This window comes from Corynebacterium jeddahense (genome assembly GCF_028609865.1).
GTDB classification, from domain to species: Bacteria; Actinomycetota; Actinomycetes; order Mycobacteriales; family Mycobacteriaceae; genus Corynebacterium; species Corynebacterium jeddahense.
In genome coordinates this window covers 755,734-771,679 of record NZ_CP063194.1, presented here as the reverse complement: position 1 = coordinate 771,679, position 15,946 = coordinate 755,734, and the positions used below count along the sequence as shown (strand labels likewise).

Below are 15,946 nucleotides of genomic sequence, written 5' to 3'. Positions count from 1 at the left end.
CGCGCGGCTAGCACACTCGTTCGACGACGGCGCCCCCGTCCGGCCCTTCAGCGACGAAGACCTCCGCCCCGTCGAACTCCGCGGCGAGGTGCTCGGCGGCCCAGCGGGCGTGCTCCGCGTCGTCGCAGAGCACCGCGACCGTGGGCCCGGAGCCGGAGACGACGGCGCGGCGACCCGCCTCACCGGCCGCTTCGAGCAGGCCGCGCAGGACCGGGCGCATCTGCAGCGCCGGCGCCTCGAGGTCGTTGTGCAGCGCGGCCGCAACGCGGGTGGCGTCGCCGGCGGTGAGCGCCTGCGACAGCTCCGCTGTGTTGAGGTGCGGGACGAGGGCGGGGTTGGTGTGCCGGAGGTCGTCGAGAAGCGAGAACGCCTCGCCGGTGGGGATGCCGATCTTCGGGTTGACAAAGACCCAGTGCAGCCGGCCGCGCGAGAGCATCGGCGCGAGCTCGTCGCCGCGGCCCGTGCCGAGCGCGGTGCCGCCGGCGAGCGCGAACGGCACGTCCGCGCCGAGCGAGGCCGCGAACTCGTGGAGCGCCTCGGGCGGCAGCGCCGCGCCGTATTCCGCGGCAAGCGCGTTCGCGGCGACGAGCGCGGCGGCGGCGTCCGCGGACCCGCCGGCCATCCCGCCGGCGACGAAAACGCGCTTGTCCACCTCGATGCGCACCTTCGGCAGCGCCACGCCCGCGCGCGCGGCGACGGCCTCGACGGCGCGCCACGCGAGGTTTTTCGGCCCATCGATGTCCTCGCCCGGCCGGTCGACGAAAAACGTCGTGCGCATCGACTCGACGACAGGCCCCGCCCCCGGCTCGCCCACGACGGCGAGGCGCACCGTCTCGCGCCGGTCCACCGCGTGGAAGACGCTCACCAGGTCGTGGTAACCGTCCGCGCGCGCCTCGCCGACGCCGAGGTGGAGATTCACCTTGCCCGGCGCGGACGCCACAATCTCACGCACCACGGCGGGCCTCCCCGAGCCGGACGAAGTCGTCCACGGTGAGCTTCTCGCCGCGCAGGCCCGGGTCGATCCCGGCCGCGCGCAGCGCCTCCTCCGCGTCCGCCGCCGAGCCGTAGAGCGGCGCGAGCGTTGAGCGCAGCGTCTTGCGGCGCTGGGCGAACGCAGCGTCGACCAGCGGGAACACGGCGTCGCGCAGGTCACGGGGGTGGCCGGAGGTGACGTCGATACGCACGAGCCCCGACTCGATGTTCGGCGCCGGCCAAAAGACGTTTTTGCCGATCGTCCCGGCGCGCGAGACGTCGCCGTAGAACGCGGCCTTGACGCTGGGCACGCCGTACACCTTCGAGCCGGGCGTTGCGGCGAGGCGGTCGGCGACCTCCTTTTGCACCATGACGAGCACTCTGCGTATCGACGGCAGCTCCGCCAGCAAATGCAGCAGCACCGGCACCGACACGTTGTAGGGCAGGTTGGCGACCAGGGCCGTCGGCTCTGCGCCGACCGCGGCGAGGTCGGCCCGGCGCGCCTGGAGCGCGTCGGTGTTGATGACGGCGAGGCGGTCGGCGAACTCCGGCGCGCGCTCGGCGACGGTGCGCGGCAGGCGGCCGGCGAGGCGCGGATCGATCTCGAGGGCGGCGACGCGCGAGACCGTGTCCACGAGCCCGAGCGTGAGCGAGCCGAGGCCGGGACCGACCTCGACGACGACGTCGTCCGGCTCGAGCTCCGCCGCCGCGACGATCATGCGCACCGTGTTCGGGTCGTGGAGGAAGTTCTGGCCCAGCTTCTTCGTGGGCGTGACGTCGAGCTCGGCCGCAAGCTCGCGGATCTCCGCGGGGCCGAGCAGCTGCGACTGCGCCATCTAGCGGATGCCCAAGCGGGCGGTGCAGGCCGGCCAGGCGCCCCAGCCCTGTGCCGCCTGGACGCGCTCGGCGACGGCGATCTGTTGCTCGCGGGTAGCCTGGTCGGCGCTCGGTGCGTAGGCGGTGCCGCCGTAGCCGGCCCAGGTAGACGGGGTGAACTGCAGGCCGCCCTGGAAGCCGTTGCCGGTGTTGATCGCCCAGTTGCCGCCGGACTCGCACGCAGCGATGGAGTCCCACACGCTGCCGTCGGCCACGGACGGGGCCGCGGCACCCGTGTTGCCGGAGGCCGCCTGCGCCTTCTTCGTGCCGCGCGCGATGACGGCCGGCTTGGCCTTCTTCACTTCCTTCTCGCCCGCGACGCCCTCGGCCTCGACGACGCCGTTGACGGTCACGGTGCGGTGGATGACCTTCGTCTCGCCCTGCACGGCCTCGCGGCGGACCTTCTCGGTGCCCTCGTCGAGCGTGTCGTCGTCGACGTACTCGGCCGGTGCCTCGACGACGACGGTCTCCGGGCGGTCCGTCGTGGTCACGCGATCGAGGACGATCTCCATACCCGGCGTGATCGGGTCGGTGAGCGCGTGGTTGAGGCGGTCGTCGGAGTCGAACGTGACGCCGCGGGCGGCGAGCAGCTCACCGACGGTCTTCGCGGCCGCGGAGACGTAGACGAGGTTGCCGCCGTCGCGCAGCGCGACGATCTTCGGCGTGGTCACCGCAACGTTGAGGCCGTCGGTGACCGGCTGGTCACGGTCGACGTCGAGCGCCGCCGCGCCGGCCACGCCCGCCTGATCGAGCAGCTCACCGACCGTGCTCGCGGTAGACGTGAGCTGCTGCGCCACGCCGTCGACGACCACGGCGACCGGCTTCGCGGTGCGCACCGTCACCGTGTCGCCGCTGGCCAGCTTCTCCTCCGGGGCCGGGTAGACGAGGTCCTGCGGCGCCACCTCGACGCCCGCGGCCTGCAGCGCGCCCGCGACGTCCCCCGCGTAGGTGCGCACGTGCTGCGCCTCGCCGTTGACGTCAACGGTGACCTGCTTCTGCGCGGCCACCGCGGTGCCCGCCGCGCCGACGAGCGCGGCGCCGGCGACGGTGCCGGCCGCGACGCGCCTCGCTGCCGAGTTCTTCGGGTTGATCCGCTTCATCTGACGGGACATGCGTGCATCCTTCACGACGGTGCTGGGAGTGAACCCGGGTAACAATACGGTAACGCCCGCCCGGTTTCAAGGCCTTGCCCGCGCCTATGTGTCGAGGTCACACCCCATAGACCCGGGAAAACGTCTCTCCAATCTCACGAGCCACATCGGCCACTTCCATGCCCCTCGCATCGGCGAGAACGCGCGCGGTGTGGCCGATGAGCGACGGCTCGTTGCGCGCCCCGCGGAACGGCTCCGGCGTCATGTACGGCGCGTCCGTCTCCACGAGCAGCTGCCCGGGCGGGGCGAGCCGCGCCGCCTCGCGCAGCTCCTCGTTGCGCTTGAACGTGACGTTGCCGGCGAAGCTGAGCACGTAGCCGCGCTCGATCGCCTCGCGCGCCACGTCGAGCGGGGACGAGAAGCAGTGCAGGATGACGTGCTCCGGTCGCGGCGCGTCGTCGAGGATGCGCAGCATCGCCGCGTCGCCCTCCCGGTTGTGGATCATGAGCGCCTTGCCCGACTCCACGGCGAGCTCGATGTGCCAGCGAAACGCCTCCTCCTGCACCTCGAGCGGGGCGGTTCCCTCGGCGTCGTGGGTGAGCCAGTACGTGTCGATGCCGGTCTCCCCCACCGCCACGCAGCGCTCGTCGGCGGCCATGGCGGTGAGGCGGACGCGTGCGGCGTCGTCAAGCTCGAGCGCCCTCGTCGGGTGGATCGCGCACGCCGCGAACACCCGCTCGTGCATGTGCGCGGCCGCGAGCGCGTCCTCCGCCTCCGCGAGCCCGTCGCCGACGGTGCACATCCGCTCCACCCCGGCGGCCAGCGCGCGGCCCACGATTGCGTCGACCTCCTCCTGCGTGCGCGCGCCGCAGGAGGCGAGGTGGGTGTGGGCGTCGACGAGGCCGGGGATCGGCTCGGCGGGCACGGGAGTGGGACGAGGTTTCTTCTTGCTCATACGATGCAGACTATGGCATTTGCAGACATCGACTCAGCTACCCAGACCCAAATCGACGCCGACCTCGCCGAAGCCGCCGGCCGCGGCGTCAACGGCTCCCCCGCCGACATCGTCGGGTCCTTCGAGGCGGAACTCGCCGACTACCTCGCGCTCCCCCTCGACGCGCGCCGCTCCTACCCACGCGGCGAGACCGCGCGCCTCTACGGCACCGCGCTCGGCCAGGCGCTCGTTCGCGAGGGCTTCTCGTGGCAGTTGCTTAGCGACGCCTACGGCACCGACCTCGTCGTCGTCAAAGACCCGGGCGGGCCCGGCGAGAAGTACACCGCGCCGCTTGTCGTCGTGGACCAGCGCTTCGAGGACGAAGAGCCCGGAAAGCTCACGGAGTTCCTCGGGCAGTTCCTGTAGCGCGGGCGGCGCCCCCTCACCACGCCCCCGCACCACGCCCGCACCACGCCCCCACCGCCCCAAAACCGCGGATCCAGCTACTAAGACCCAGCTAATCGGCTCTGGATGGCGATTAGCTGGGTCCTGGTAGCTGGATCTGCCGAACTGGGGCGCCGACCCGGGCTCGGACGTCGCCCGCCGCCGACCCCCTACTGCACCGGCGCCCACTCCGGGCCGGTCTCGCCGAGCTCCGGGTCGAGCTTCGCGATGAGCGGCTCCGGCTTCGCAAGCGGCGTACCGGGGACGGCGTCCACGCGCTGCCACACGGCCTGCTGCTGGGTGTAGTCGCCGGTGATGGTGAGGTAGGTCTGCCCCTTCTCGGGCAGGCCGACGCCGACGAGGTTGTAGTCCGCGTCGTCCACAACCTCCTCCACGCGCGGCTCGGCGGCCCACACCCCGGTGCGGCCGAGGGTCTCGTGCACCTTCTGGGCGGTGTGCGGGAGGAACGGGGTGAGCATGGCGTTGCAGTCGCTGACCACCTGCAGCGCGGTCCACAGCACGGTGGCCAGGCGCTCGCGCTGGGCATCGTCCTTCGCCAGCTTCCACGGCTCCTGCTCCGCGATGTAAGCGTTGGCCTCGCCGACAACGTGCATGACTTTCGTGATGGCGGCCTTGAAGTGCGCCTTCGCCAGGTCGGCGCCGGCCGTGTCGAACGTCTCGGCGGCGAGGGCGAGGATGCGCTCGTCGGCGTCTTCAAGCTCGCCCGGCACGGGGACCTGCCCGAAGTTCTTGTGCGCCATGGACACGGTGCGGTTGACCAGGTTGCCCCACCCGTTGGCCAGCTCGTTGTTCACGCGGCGAACGAACTCGTCCCAGGTGAAGTCGGTGTCGTTGTTCTCCGGGCCGGCGACGGCGATGAAGTAGCGCAGCGGGTCGGGGCCGAACTCCTTGAGGAAGTCCTTGACGTAAATGACCACGCCCTTCGACGAGGAGAACTTCGAGCCGGACATGGTGAGGAACTCGGAAGAGACGACCTCGGTGGGCAGGTTCAGCTCGCCGAGCTCGTGGGCCTCGCCGCCCTTCGAGCCCTTGCCGGCGTAACCGAGCAGCTCCGCGGGCCAGATCTGGGAGTGGAACGTGATGTTGTCCTTGCCCATGAAGTAGTAGCCGGGCGTGGCAGGGTCCTGCCAGAAGTCCTTCCACGCGTCCGGGTTGCCGGAGCGGTGGGCCCACTCGATGGAGGCGGACAGGTAGCCCACCACGGCGTCGAACCAGACGTAGAGCTTCTTCGACGGGTTGTCCTGCCAGTCCTCCACCGGGATCGGGATGCCCCAGTCGATGTCGCGCGTCATCGCACGCGGGCGCATGTCCTCGAGCAGGTTGAGCGAGAACTTCAGCACGTTCGGGCGCCAGTCCTCGCGGGTGGACAGCCACGCTTCGAGCGCGCCGTGCAGCGCGGGCAGGTCGAGCATGTAGTGCTCGGTCTCGATGAACTCCGGGGTCTCGCCGTTGATCTTGGACACCGGGTTGATCAGGTCCGCCGGGTCGAGCTGGTTGCCGCAGGTGTCGCACTGGTCGCCGCGGGCGTCGGTGGCGCCGCAGATCGGGCAGGTGCCCTCGATGTAGCGGTCCGGGAGCGTACGGCCTGTCGACGGCGAGATCGCACCCTTCGTGGTCTCCTTGACCATGTAGCCGTTGTCGTTGAGGCCCCGGAACAGCTCCTGCACCACCGCGTAGTGGTTGCGGGTGGTGGTGCGGGTGAACAGGTCGTAGGACAGGCCGAGGCCAGCGAGGTCCTCAACGATCTGGGCGTTGTAGCGGTCCGCGAGCTCCTTGACGGTCACGCCTTCCTTGTCCGCCTGCACGAGCAGGGGCGTGCCGTGCTCGTCGGTACCGGAGACCATGAGCACGTTCTTGCCGGTCATTCGCTGGTAGCGGGCGAAGACGTCGGAGGGCACGCCGAAGCCGGCGACGTGGCCGATGTGGCGCGGGCCGTTGGCGTACGGCCAGGCAACGCACACAAGAACGTTTTGGTTGGTCTCAGCAGCAGTCATGCCAACCAGCATAAGTTATGGCCCCGCGCGGCACGGAAATGCCGGCGGGGCCGAAACCGGAGGGCGTCGTCAAGCGAAATTCGCTACTTCGCGCGCGGCTTGAGGCACGCGAGGCGTGCCCGACCCCTACCCCCGCGCCGCGAGCGCCGCGTCGTAGAGGTCCCCCACCTTCACGCCGTGCTCCTTGGCCACCCGTTTCACCGCGTCCTTGAGGCGCTCGCCCGTATCGACGAGCTCCGCCACCTGCCCGACCAAATCCTCCGGCTCGCGCTGCTCGGTCTCCCCGCCCTCGATGACGAGCGTGATCTCCCCGCGCACGCCCCCGGCCGCCCACTCGGCCAGCTCGCCGAGGGTGCCGCGCTTGACCTCCTCGTACGTCTTGGTCAGCTCGCGGCACACCGCGGCGCGGCGGTCGCGGCCGAGGACGCTGGCGGCGTCGATAAGCAACTGCTCAATGCGGTGCGGGGACTCGAAGCAGCACACGGCGCGGCGCTCGCCCGCGAGCGACTCGAGCCACGCCCGGCGCGCGCCGGGCTTGCGGGGCGCGAAGCCGTCGAAGATGAAGTGTCCGACGTTGAGGCCGGACAGCGCGAGCGCCGTGGTCACCGCCGACGGCCCGGGGATGCAGGTGACCGGGACGCCCGCGTCGTGCGCGGCGGCGACGATGGAGTGGCCGGGGTCGGAGACGAGCGGCATGCCGGCGTCGGTGACCACGAGGACGGTGCCGGTGCGCGCCGCGTCGAGGAGGTCCTGCGCGCGGGCGTCCTCGTTGTGGTCGAAGTTGGACACGACGCGCCCGGTGATCTCCACCTCGAGCGCGGCGGCGAGCGCCCGGGTGCGGCGGGTGTCCTCCGCGGCGACGACGTCCGCGCTGCCGAGCGCGTGGGCGAGGCGCGGCGAGGCGTCCGCGATGTTGCCCAGCGGGGTGGCCGCGAGCACGATCCCGGTCGGCGGGAGCGACGCCGCGACATCGGCCTCGGTACCGGCCGCGGCGTCGGCCTCGGTGGCGAAGGAATCGTGCGGGGCGGACATAGAGGTAAAGCATACGCGCCAGGCGCTAGTATCTTCGTCCGTGACCACTATCGCGAGCACAGCACACGAAACCAACGGACCGGACCACGCACCCGGTGCGGCGGCTGTCGGCGCAGCAAGCGGGCTGCACCCGAAGCGGCCCGCCCCGAGCGCGCCGGTGACCACCCCCTGGACGCGGCGCGACACCGTCGCCGTGACGGTCATCGGCTTGCTCGCGGCCTTCACGCGCTTCCTCGGGCTGACCGAGCCGACAAGCTCCGGCACCCCTGTCTTCGACGAGAAGCACTACGTGCCGCAGGGCTGGGACATGGTGCGCGACCGGTTCAACCCGGTCCTCGGCGGCATCGAGTCCAACCCCGCCTACGGCCTCGTCGTGCACCCGCCGCTGGGCAAGCAGCTGCTCGCCATGGGCGAGACGGTCTTCGGCTACACCCCGCTCGGCTGGCGCATCATGACCGCGCTGTTCGGCGTCGCCGTCATCGTCTTCACATTCCTGCTCGCCCGGCGCGTGAGCCAGTCCACCAGCATCGCCGTCCTCGCCGGCGTCATCGCGCTGTGCGACGGCGTGCTGCTCGTGTCCGCGAAGTTCGGCATGCTCGACGTCTTCCAGGTGCTCTTCATCGTCATGGCCGCGTGGACCATTGCCGGTGACATGCGCCAGGTACACGAGCGCTGGCACGATGCGTGGCTCGCCGGCAAGCTCGAGACCGCCGGCCCGTACGGCCCGCGCCTGGGCTTCCGCTGGTGGCGCTTCGCCACCGGCGTGCTGCTCGGCCTCTCACTGTCGGTGAAGTGGTCGGGCCTGATCATGTTCTTCGGCCTGCTCTCCTCGTTCTGGGATCTCTTCTTGCGCCGCCGCTACGGCGTTGAGAAGCCGATTGCGGGCACGCTGCTTCGCGACGTCCCTCCGGCCCTCGCGTCCCTCGTCCTCGTGCCCGTGGTGCTCTACCTCTGGTCCTGGCGCGCCTGGTTCGCCTCCGAGACCTCGGTGTACCGCCACTCGCTGTCCGACGGCACCATCGCCGGCTCCGAGTGGCCGTGGCTGGAGAACCTGCCCGAGCCGGTCGCCGGCTGGCTGTACTACCACCTCTCGGTGCTCAAATTCCACGCGTCGCTGACGTCGTCCTCGGGCCACCACCACCCGTGGGACTCCAAGCCGTGGGCGTGGCTTGTCTCCGCGCGCCCGATCCTCTACTACTCCGCCACCGACTTGGACTGCTCCATGGCGTCCGGCGACGGGAAGTGCCGGGAGATGATCTACATGTTTGGCACCCCCGCCATCTGGTGGCTCACCGTCCCGGTGCTGCTCTGGGCGTGCTACGTGTGGCTCACCCGCAAGGACTACCGGGTGATCGTGCCGGTGATCGCCTTCGCCGCGGGCTTCCTGCCGTGGCTGGCCGCGTTCGACCGCCAGATGTACTTCTTCTACGCCACCGCGCTCGTGCCGTTCACCATCGTCCTCATCGCGCTCATGCTGGGCAACGTCGCCCAGAAGGGCGGGCCGGTGACGTGGAGCTGGGTGAACAAGCTCGCTGGCGTGGAGTTGCGCTGGGGGCAGCTCGCGGTGATCGTCTACATCGCGCTTGTGGTGGCCAGCTTCCTCTACTGGTCCCCGATCCTCTACGGCTACATGATCCCGGATTCCTGGTACGAGTCCATCATGTGGCTGCCGAGCTGGAAGTAGCCCTGGCACGGGCGCGGCCGGGGAGCTAGCTCGGGTTCGCGTCGAGCATCCGCCACGCCCTGCGCCACGCACCGCCGCGGTCGGCCACCCAGGTCCACACGAGTGCCGCGAGGCTGAGCAGCGGCACGAGCACGCCGGCGAGCTCGAACTGCCCCATTCCCAGCACGGCGTCGCGCACCGCGAAGCCGAGCGTGAACGTGAACATCGTGCCCACGATGAGCAGCACGCCCGGGATCTGCTGCGGGCGCCACGCGGTGAAGCCGAGGGCGAGCGCGACGCCGAAGCGTACCGACGCCGTCGACGCGATCACCGGCTCCTCCCCGCCCGAGACAATGAGGCGCACCGCCCAGACCACCCACACCGCCGCCATGGTCACCAGCGCGATCCTGCCCACCGCGAGACCGAGCTCGCGGCGGCGGGAGAACCGGCGCCACTCGTCGTCCACGCCGGCCAGGATCGCCGCGGACAGGTCTACCGGCGGGGCGAGCTGCGCGGGCGACCCGGCGTGCAGCTGGCGGTCGAGGGCGAGCGAGCGGTCGAGAAACGCGCGGCACTCGTCGCAGCCGGAGACGTGCGCGTCGACGATGGCGTCGTCGAGGCCGGTAGGTTCGCCGTCGATACGCGACGAAAGCGCCGCCTGGATCTCCTCGTGGCTAATCACGCGTGAGCACTCCGTCGAGGCTCGCGCGGCCGGTGCCGAAGACGACGATCATGAACAGCGACGCAGCGAGCACGAGCGTGTACTCCACCCCGCCGTCCGCGACGAAAAACCCGTTGCCCAGGTGCACAAAGTAGGTCGCGGCGAGGGCGAGCAGCGCGAGCAGCGACGCCGCAATCGTGGTGAGCAGCCCGATGGCGAGGAACGCGCCCCCGATAAGCTCCACCGTGCCCGTAAGATAGGCGGACAGCTGCGGCTGGGGCACGCCCAGGTCCGCGAACTCGCGGCCGGTGGCGCTCATCCCCGCGTCGAACCAGTGCTGGTAGCCGTGGGCGACGAACACCGCGCCGAGCACGAGGCGGAGCAGGAGCAGCGCGAAGTCGCGGACGGCGGGCCTATTCATGCCAACGAGCGTACCCGGGGAACCGAGACGCCAAAATTCGAGTCTGATACGTATGACTGAACCGAACACGACACCACCAGGATCACCAATCATCGGACCCGACGGGCTCGCGCGCCCGCCGTGGGCCGCCACCGACCCCCTCTTGCGCGAGTATTACGACACCGAATGGGGCATGCCCGTCACCGACGAGCAGGGCATGTTTGAACGCGTCTGCCTCGAGGGCTTCCAGGTGGGGCTGTCGTGGCGGCTGATCCTGCAGAAGCGCGAGGCTCTGCGTGCGGCGTTCCGCGGTTTTAACCCGGAGGAGGTCGCAGGCATGAGCATCGAGCATTTGCTTGACGACGCTTCCTTGATCCGCAACCGGCGCAAACTCGAAGCAGCAGTGAAAAACGCCCAGGCAACGCTCAACCTGCGGGAACAGGGCACGCACCTGGGCGAGTTCGTGTGGTCCTACCAGCCGGCGAACACGCCGGTGCCGCGCACGATGGCGGAGGTGCCGACACGCTCGGCGGAGTCCGAGCAGCTGGCGAAGGATTTGAAGAAGCGCGGCTTCACCTTTGTGGGGCCGGTGACCATGTACGCGCTGATGGAATCCACCGGCATCATCGACACCAACCTGGTGGGCACGTGGCGCCGCGGCGCATCCGGGGTGTGGGTCTAAGCGGCGTCTAGGCGGCGTTTAGGCGGCGTTTAATCGTCGTCCGTGTCCGCGAAGGCGTCCTCGACGGAGTCGTGCTCCTCGCGGGAGGCCTCCCAAACTTCCTTGGCAGCCGAGAGGTTGATGGCGGCGATGATCGCGCCGACAACGATGTCGAACCAGGCGGTCTCCCACACGAACGTGAGCAGGCCGGCGGCGATTGAAGCGTCCTGGGTTTAGTTCCTACCTCTGCTAAGGAAGGATTGGCACTATGCCCAGAAAGTATTCCGCCGAATTCAAGGAGAAGGCGATCCATCAAGTCCTAGAGATGGTCCGTCTGGAGTCCTGCTCACGGCAACGCGCGTACGAGGAAGTCGGAGAGCTCCTTGGCGTGTCCCACCACACGTTACGCGCCTGGTACCGTGACAGCGTCGCCCATGAGCAGACGGCACCAACAGGTGGCGAAACCATGGAAGAAGAGCTCAAACGGCTACGCCGGGAAAACCGCGAGCTGAAACGAGCCAACGGAATCCTCAAGACTGCCTCGGCTTTTTTCGCGGCGGAACTCGACCGACCCACGACCAGATGATCTCCTACATCGACGAGTACAAGGAGCAATTTGGGGTCGAGGCCATCTGCCGTGTTCTGAAACAAGCAGACCGTGGATTCATCACCTCCCGCGGCTACCGTAAAGCCACCACCCGCGCCCCGAGTGCGAGGGCCTTAAGCGATAGCCTGCTTATCCCAGAGATTCAGCGCGTCCATGCGGAAAACTTCTCGGTCTACGGCATCCGCAAGATGTGGCACGCCATGAACCGTGAGGGCTTTCATATCGGCCGCGACAAGACCGCACGCCTGATGAAACTTGCAGGTGTGTCTGGTCGACGACGTGGACGCACCCCGGTGACCACGATCAGCCCTAAGGTGCCGGATCATCGTCCGGATCTTGTGCAGCGAAACTTCCGGGCCACAGCACCTGGGCGACTTTGGGTCGCCGACATTACCTATGTTCGTACCCTGTCAGGATTCGCCTACACCGCGTTTGTCATTGACGTCTACAGCCGCAAAATAGTCGGTGTTGCCACCCGATCTACGATGCGCACTGATGCGCTGCCGATGGAGGCACTGGAACATGCGTTAACGACTGCAGGGCGAATCCACGGCGACCAGCTGATACACCACAGTGACCGGGGAAGTCAGTACGTGTCACTGAAATACTCCACCGCACTGGCCGAAGCCGAGATCCGGCCGAGTGTCGGCACAGTCGGAGATTCCTATGACAACGCGCCGGCCGAGACAGTTAACGGTCGCTACAAGGCTGAACTTATCCATCCTCAAGGCCCGTGGACATCAGTAGGAGAAGTCGAGCTAGCCACCCTGCGGTGGGTGCACTGGTGGAACACCAAACGTCTTCACGAGGCGTTGGACTACGCCACCCCACAAGAAGTAGAAACCGAGTACTATCTCACCGAGCCCATCAACACAGGGCCGTAAAAGAAGCGGAACCAAACCCAGGACGTTTCAAAAGCACACATTTTGTCGCTTAACCCTACATAAGGCAGACTGCTCTGTATGGAACTGCTGTTGACCTACCTTGCTGTCGTGTTTGGCTGCGGGCTGATCGCATGGGCTGTCCGCCTCCCACCACTTATCGGGTTTCTGGCGGCCGGGTTCATCCTCAACGCCAGCGGCGTCGCGCACGTCGAGGCTCTCGATCTCTTCGCCGACATCGGCGTCACCCTCATGCTCTTCGCCATTGGCCTGCGCCTGGATTTGCGCGCATTGACGGATAAGGCCGTGTGGCTCACCGCCGGAGCCCACGCCTTGGTCATGACGATTGTTGGCGCGGGATTCATCACCGCACTCGGCGCGCTCGGCGCTTTCGGTCCCGCGTCCTTCTCGATTGCCGTCAACGTCGCCCTGGTCTTGAGCTTTTCTAGCACCATCGTCGTGATCAAAATCTTGCAGGACCGCGGCGATGAGCAGGCGCTCTACGGCAATATCTGCGTGGGCGTGCTGATTATGCAGGACATTCTCGCCGTCGCCTTCATGAGCATCCTGCGCGGCGAACCACCGCGCTTGGCGGCCCTGGGGCTCGTCGTTATCGTGCCGCTGCTCGCTTTGATCACGCGTCGCTGGTACAAGCTTGGCCACGGCGAATTGGGGGCGCTTTTCGGGATCGTCATGGCTCTGCTGCCCGGCTACGCCCTTTTTGAGTGGGTCGGTCTTTCCGGCAGCCTCGGCGCCCTCATCATGGGCGTCGTGCTCTCCCGTTCTTCGGGGGCTGAGCAACTCAGCCACTCACTGTTCACACTGAAAGAGCTGCTGCTTGTCGGATTCTTCGTCAACATTGGCTTCCTCGGGCTGCCGAACTGGCAAAACATGCTCGACGCTGGATTACTTCTCCTACTCCTGCCCTTGCAAGCCGTCGCCTACTGGGCAATCCTCTGGGGCCTGGGCCTACGCAACCGCACCTCGGTGCTTGCGGCGCTCTTGCTTTCCAATTACTCAGAGTTTGCCCTGATCATCGCCGCACTTGGTGTCAAAGATGGCTGGTTGAATCAACGGTGGATGCTTTCCCTGGTGCTTGCCGTCTCGCTCAGCTTCGTCATCTCGGCAATTCTTAACCCACAGAGCGTTTCGCGCACCACCCGCTTGGCCAAGCGTTTACCCACACGCCCGCCGCACAAAATCCATCCGGGGGATCGCCCCATCGAGCTTGGCGACGCCCACGCACTCGTCCTGGGCGTTGGCCGCCTCGGCATCGCCTGCTACACCGAGCTGACTGAGGTCTACGGTGTGCGGGTCCTTGGCGTGGAGCACGACACAGCTCGCGTCCGCCACCTGCAGGAACGTGGCTACAACGTGGTAGAAGGAGACGCTACGGACGTCGACTTCTGGGAACGCGTCAAAGACAGCCACCAGATCGACATGATCATGCTCGCCATGCCGGCCCAACACGCCAACCTGGAATCAGTAAAGCAAATTTACGCTTCCCGCATCAACGCTGATGAGTGCACGATCAGTACTGTCGCCATGTACCGCGAGGACGTCGAAGAACTCGAAGAGCTCGGTCTCGACGTCGTCGTCCACCTGCAAGGGGGCGCCGGTGAGTCACTTGCTGAGCGGACCTTCACCGCAAATGAGCAGCGCCGCCTGCGCGTCGCAGGAGGTGCTGCGGAATAGGGCGCACGTCACCGCACATACCTCTGGACTTTGCCGACCGAGACAGTTTCTGCACCCAAAGGCATGGGCTGTCGAGACTTCCATGCCCCTCGTCGGTCTCGACGTCAGCTGCCAGGGTCAGCGTCTCGTACCAAGGCTAAACCTGCGCGGGGGCCTTACCTGGCGACACGGAATGCGGCGCAGCCGTCGATATCACAGCCGCGGATAGCCACGTGCGCGCACGCAGCATACGCAAGCGGCAAAAAGACTGTGCCAAATGTCCGCGCGTCGCGGTAAGCTGGTGAGCAGACAACCCCACCTCACGCGCGGGCCACAGCGCTCCGACCCGTAATCATCTCGGCCAATGCGCCCGTACAGCGTCGAACGAGACTTCATACCACGGCAACACATGGCAACGTGTGGCAACAAAGGAATAGTGCACCTACCAGGGCAGATACAACAAAACCCCTGGCCAATCACGACCAGGGGTTTTATCGAATTGTGGAGCTAAGGGGAATCGAACCCCTGACCTTCGCATTGCGAACGCGACGCTCTACCAACTGAGCTATAGCCCCTCGGCTGTTTGGAAAGGTTACTCCTTCCCATCGCTGAGGTTAAATCGCCAGCGTAAGGACGGTATTCGGCGCTAGCTCGCGCGGGTGCCGTACCCGCCGAGGTAGCCGTCCTCCGCGTCGAAGTCCCGGCCGAGGCGGCTCGCACCGTCCGCGCGGTCCTCGCGGTCGGCGTGCGCGCGGGTCGCCGGGAGCGCGTCGAAATCGGGGCTGTCGTCATCGAGGTCGAGCACCACGGAACCGGCGCGCAGGCGCGCGTCCCGGGCACGGTTGCCGTCCTCGGCGGTGGCCACGCCCATGCGGGCGCGGCGCAGCTGGCGCAGGCGCTGCTCGTGGAGCGCGCGCTCCTGCAGCACCACCTTGCGCAGCGCGACCATGAACCAGACAGTGAGGCCGAGCGAGAGCAGCGGCAGGACCCACGTCCATCCGCCGGACACGAACGCGATGACGAACGTGACCACGCACGCCGCAATGAGCCCGAGCAGCGTGCGCTGGCGGCGGTTGAACCGGTCCGCCGCCGTCTTCTTCTCGCGCTCCGGGTCGTAGCCGCCGCGGCCGCGGCGCGACGCCGCGAAGGCGATGTCGGCCTCGTCGGCCTCGCTTGCCTTGCCGGCCTCGCTCGCCTCGCCGGCAGACGCGGGCTCCACGTTGCGACGCGTGGTGGTGTCAGCCGCGTCCGCTTCGGCGTCGGTATCGGCCTGCTCCGCGACCGGTGCATCGGTCTTCTCAGCGCCGCGTGCGGAGGCGTAGCCGTAATCCTCGGCGGAGGTGAACGACTCGTCGAGCTCGTAGCGGTCCTCGACACCCTCTTCGTCTGAGGCGTCCTCGGCGGCGGATGCGTCGTCCGCCCGCGCGACGACGGTGGAGCCGCCCTCGAGCTTGGCCACCGTCGAGCCGGACGTGGCCTTCGCGGCCGAGACCTTGGTCGAGCCGCCGGCAGCCTCGTCCTGCTCGTCCTCGATGTGTTCGATCAACTCGCCCTCGACGGTGCTGGTCGCAGCTGCTGCGTCTGTATCGGCGTCGGTATCGGTGTCGGTGTCTGCGGCGGCGCCGCGGCGGAAGATGGTGCGCAGGGCGGGGGCGTCGTCGATAAGCACGCCCTCCTCCTCGGCGGTGGCCTCGACGACCTCGTAGTCCGCGCCGTCGGCGTCGCCGTGGCGGTGGATGTCCGCCGCCGTGAGCTTCGGGCGGCGACGCGAGGCCATGGGCGCGGTGCCGCCCTCGTGCAGCACGCGCGTTTCCTCGTAGCCCTCGCCGGAGCGCCGGATCGGCTTGTTGTTGCCGAACATGAGCGGGGCCAGGACGATGACCCAGACGACGAGGATCAGGACGATCATTAAGCTCGGGCTGCCCATGGGGAGTAGCCACCTTTCCGCGATTTTCGTGCACCCAGTAATCAGGTGTCAACGGTATCGGCCAACACGGCGCGGGCAGGTGTGGCGCGCCGCAGCACGCGGCGGAAA

The 15,946-nt window shown here is 68.0% G+C and carries 15 protein-coding genes and 1 tRNA gene; 5 read left to right on the top strand and 11 right to left on the bottom strand.

Translation table 11 applies throughout. From position 1 onward, the window contains the following. Nucleotides 1–7: 7 nt before the first annotated feature. The 4 genes from CJEDD_RS03830 to CJEDD_RS03815 all read right to left on the bottom strand — a co-directional run bounded on the left by CJEDD_RS03830 (nt 8) and on the right by CJEDD_RS03815 (nt 3,894). Nucleotides 8–955 carry a 4-(cytidine 5'-diphospho)-2-C-methyl-D-erythritol kinase gene (locus tag CJEDD_RS03830; RefSeq protein ID WP_042409139.1) on the bottom strand — a complete coding sequence of 316 codons (948 nt, stop codon included), beginning with the start codon at nt 953–955 and terminating at the stop codon, nt 8–10. Then, nucleotides 945–1,808: a 16S rRNA (adenine(1518)-N(6)/adenine(1519)-N(6))-dimethyltransferase RsmA gene (gene rsmA, locus CJEDD_RS03825; protein WP_042409137.1), complete on the bottom strand. Its 864-nt coding sequence runs from the start codon at nt 1,806–1,808 to the stop codon at nt 945–947. The genes CJEDD_RS03830 and rsmA overlap by 11 nt, the downstream gene beginning before the upstream one ends. Further along, nucleotides 1,809–2,960 carry a resuscitation-promoting factor gene (locus CJEDD_RS03820; RefSeq protein WP_042409134.1) on the bottom strand — a complete coding sequence of 384 codons (1,152 nt, stop codon included), beginning with the start codon at nt 2,958–2,960 and terminating at the stop codon, nt 1,809–1,811. Between the two features lie 97 nt (nt 2,961–3,057). Further along, nucleotides 3,058–3,894 (bottom strand): TatD family hydrolase, encoded by an 837-nt coding sequence (locus CJEDD_RS03815; protein WP_273657632.1) that lies wholly within the window; start codon nt 3,892–3,894, stop codon nt 3,058–3,060. Between the two features lie 12 nt (nt 3,895–3,906). Here CJEDD_RS03815 and CJEDD_RS03810 point away from each other — a divergent pair, with 12 nt between their 5' ends. Continuing rightward, nucleotides 3,907–4,299 (top strand): DUF3806 domain-containing protein, encoded by a 393-nt coding sequence (locus CJEDD_RS03810; RefSeq protein ID WP_273657631.1) that lies wholly within the window; start codon nt 3,907–3,909, stop codon nt 4,297–4,299. A gap of 188 nt (nt 4,300–4,487) precedes the next feature. Here CJEDD_RS03810 and metG read toward each other — a convergent pair whose 3' ends face one another. Beyond that, nucleotides 4,488–6,344, bottom strand: a complete 1,857-nt coding sequence (metG, locus tag CJEDD_RS03805; protein ID WP_042407903.1) for a methionine--tRNA ligase — start codon at nt 6,342–6,344, stop codon at nt 4,488–4,490. Between the two features lie 114 nt (nt 6,345–6,458). After that, nucleotides 6,459–7,364, bottom strand: coding sequence for a 16S rRNA (cytidine(1402)-2'-O)-methyltransferase (gene rsmI / locus CJEDD_RS03800; RefSeq protein ID WP_081764551.1), 906 nt, complete (start codon nt 7,362–7,364; stop codon nt 6,459–6,461). 124 nt (nt 7,365–7,488) lie between these two features. Here rsmI and CJEDD_RS03795 point away from each other — a divergent pair, with 124 nt between their 5' ends. Further along, on the top strand, nt 7,489–9,048 hold the full coding sequence (locus CJEDD_RS03795; RefSeq protein WP_232297729.1) for a dolichyl-phosphate-mannose--protein mannosyltransferase: 1,560 nt from the start codon (nt 7,489–7,491) through the stop codon (nt 9,046–9,048). Nucleotides 9,049–9,073: 25 nt separating this feature from the next. Here CJEDD_RS03795 and CJEDD_RS03790 read toward each other — a convergent pair whose 3' ends face one another. Then, entirely contained in the window at nt 9,074–9,709 is a 636-nt protein-coding gene (locus CJEDD_RS03790) for a zf-HC2 domain-containing protein (protein WP_042407912.1), read from the bottom strand. Next, complete coding sequence (locus CJEDD_RS03785; RefSeq protein ID WP_042407916.1) at nt 9,702–10,109, bottom strand: DoxX family protein; 408 nt, start codon at nt 10,107–10,109, stop codon at nt 9,702–9,704. The genes CJEDD_RS03790 and CJEDD_RS03785 overlap by 8 nt, the downstream gene beginning before the upstream one ends. Nucleotides 10,110–10,161: 52 nt before the next feature. On the opposite strand from CJEDD_RS03785, the gene CJEDD_RS03780 reads away from it, so the two are divergent. Next, a complete protein-coding gene (locus CJEDD_RS03780; protein WP_042407919.1) occupies nt 10,162–10,770 on the top strand; it encodes a DNA-3-methyladenine glycosylase I in 609 nt (202 codons plus the stop codon). 29 nt (nt 10,771–10,799) lie between these two features. Here CJEDD_RS03780 and CJEDD_RS03775 read toward each other — a convergent pair whose 3' ends face one another. Next, nucleotides 10,800–10,943, bottom strand: coding sequence for a hypothetical protein (locus CJEDD_RS03775; protein WP_198133004.1), 144 nt, complete (start codon nt 10,941–10,943; stop codon nt 10,800–10,802). 74 nt (nt 10,944–11,017) lie between these two features. Between CJEDD_RS03775 and CJEDD_RS03770 the strand changes: the two genes are divergently transcribed. Both CJEDD_RS03770 and CJEDD_RS03765 read left to right on the top strand, forming a co-directional pair. Next, nucleotides 11,018–12,240, top strand: a protein-coding gene (locus CJEDD_RS03770) for an IS3 family transposase (RefSeq protein ID WP_157034491.1) whose coding sequence is annotated in 2 segments (ribosomal slippage) — nt 11,018–11,294 and nt 11,294–12,240 — 1,224 coding nt in all. Because the reading frame shifts where the segments join, the coding sequence is not laid out codon by codon here. A 78-nt stretch (nt 12,241–12,318) separates the two neighbouring features. After that, a complete protein-coding gene (locus tag CJEDD_RS03765) occupies nt 12,319–13,932 on the top strand; it encodes a cation:proton antiporter family protein (RefSeq protein WP_042407927.1) in 1,614 nt (537 codons plus the stop codon). A 481-nt stretch (nt 13,933–14,413) separates the two neighbouring features. On the opposite strand, the gene CJEDD_RS03760 is transcribed toward CJEDD_RS03765, so the two are convergent. Together CJEDD_RS03760 and sepX are read right to left on the bottom strand one after the other, a co-directional pair. Then, a tRNA-Ala gene (locus CJEDD_RS03760) sits at nt 14,414–14,486 on the bottom strand. A 71-nt stretch (nt 14,487–14,557) separates the two neighbouring features. Next, complete coding sequence (gene sepX, locus CJEDD_RS03755; RefSeq protein ID WP_157034492.1) at nt 14,558–15,838, bottom strand: divisome protein SepX/GlpR; 1,281 nt, start codon at nt 15,836–15,838, stop codon at nt 14,558–14,560. Nucleotides 15,839–15,946: the final 108 nt, after the last annotated feature.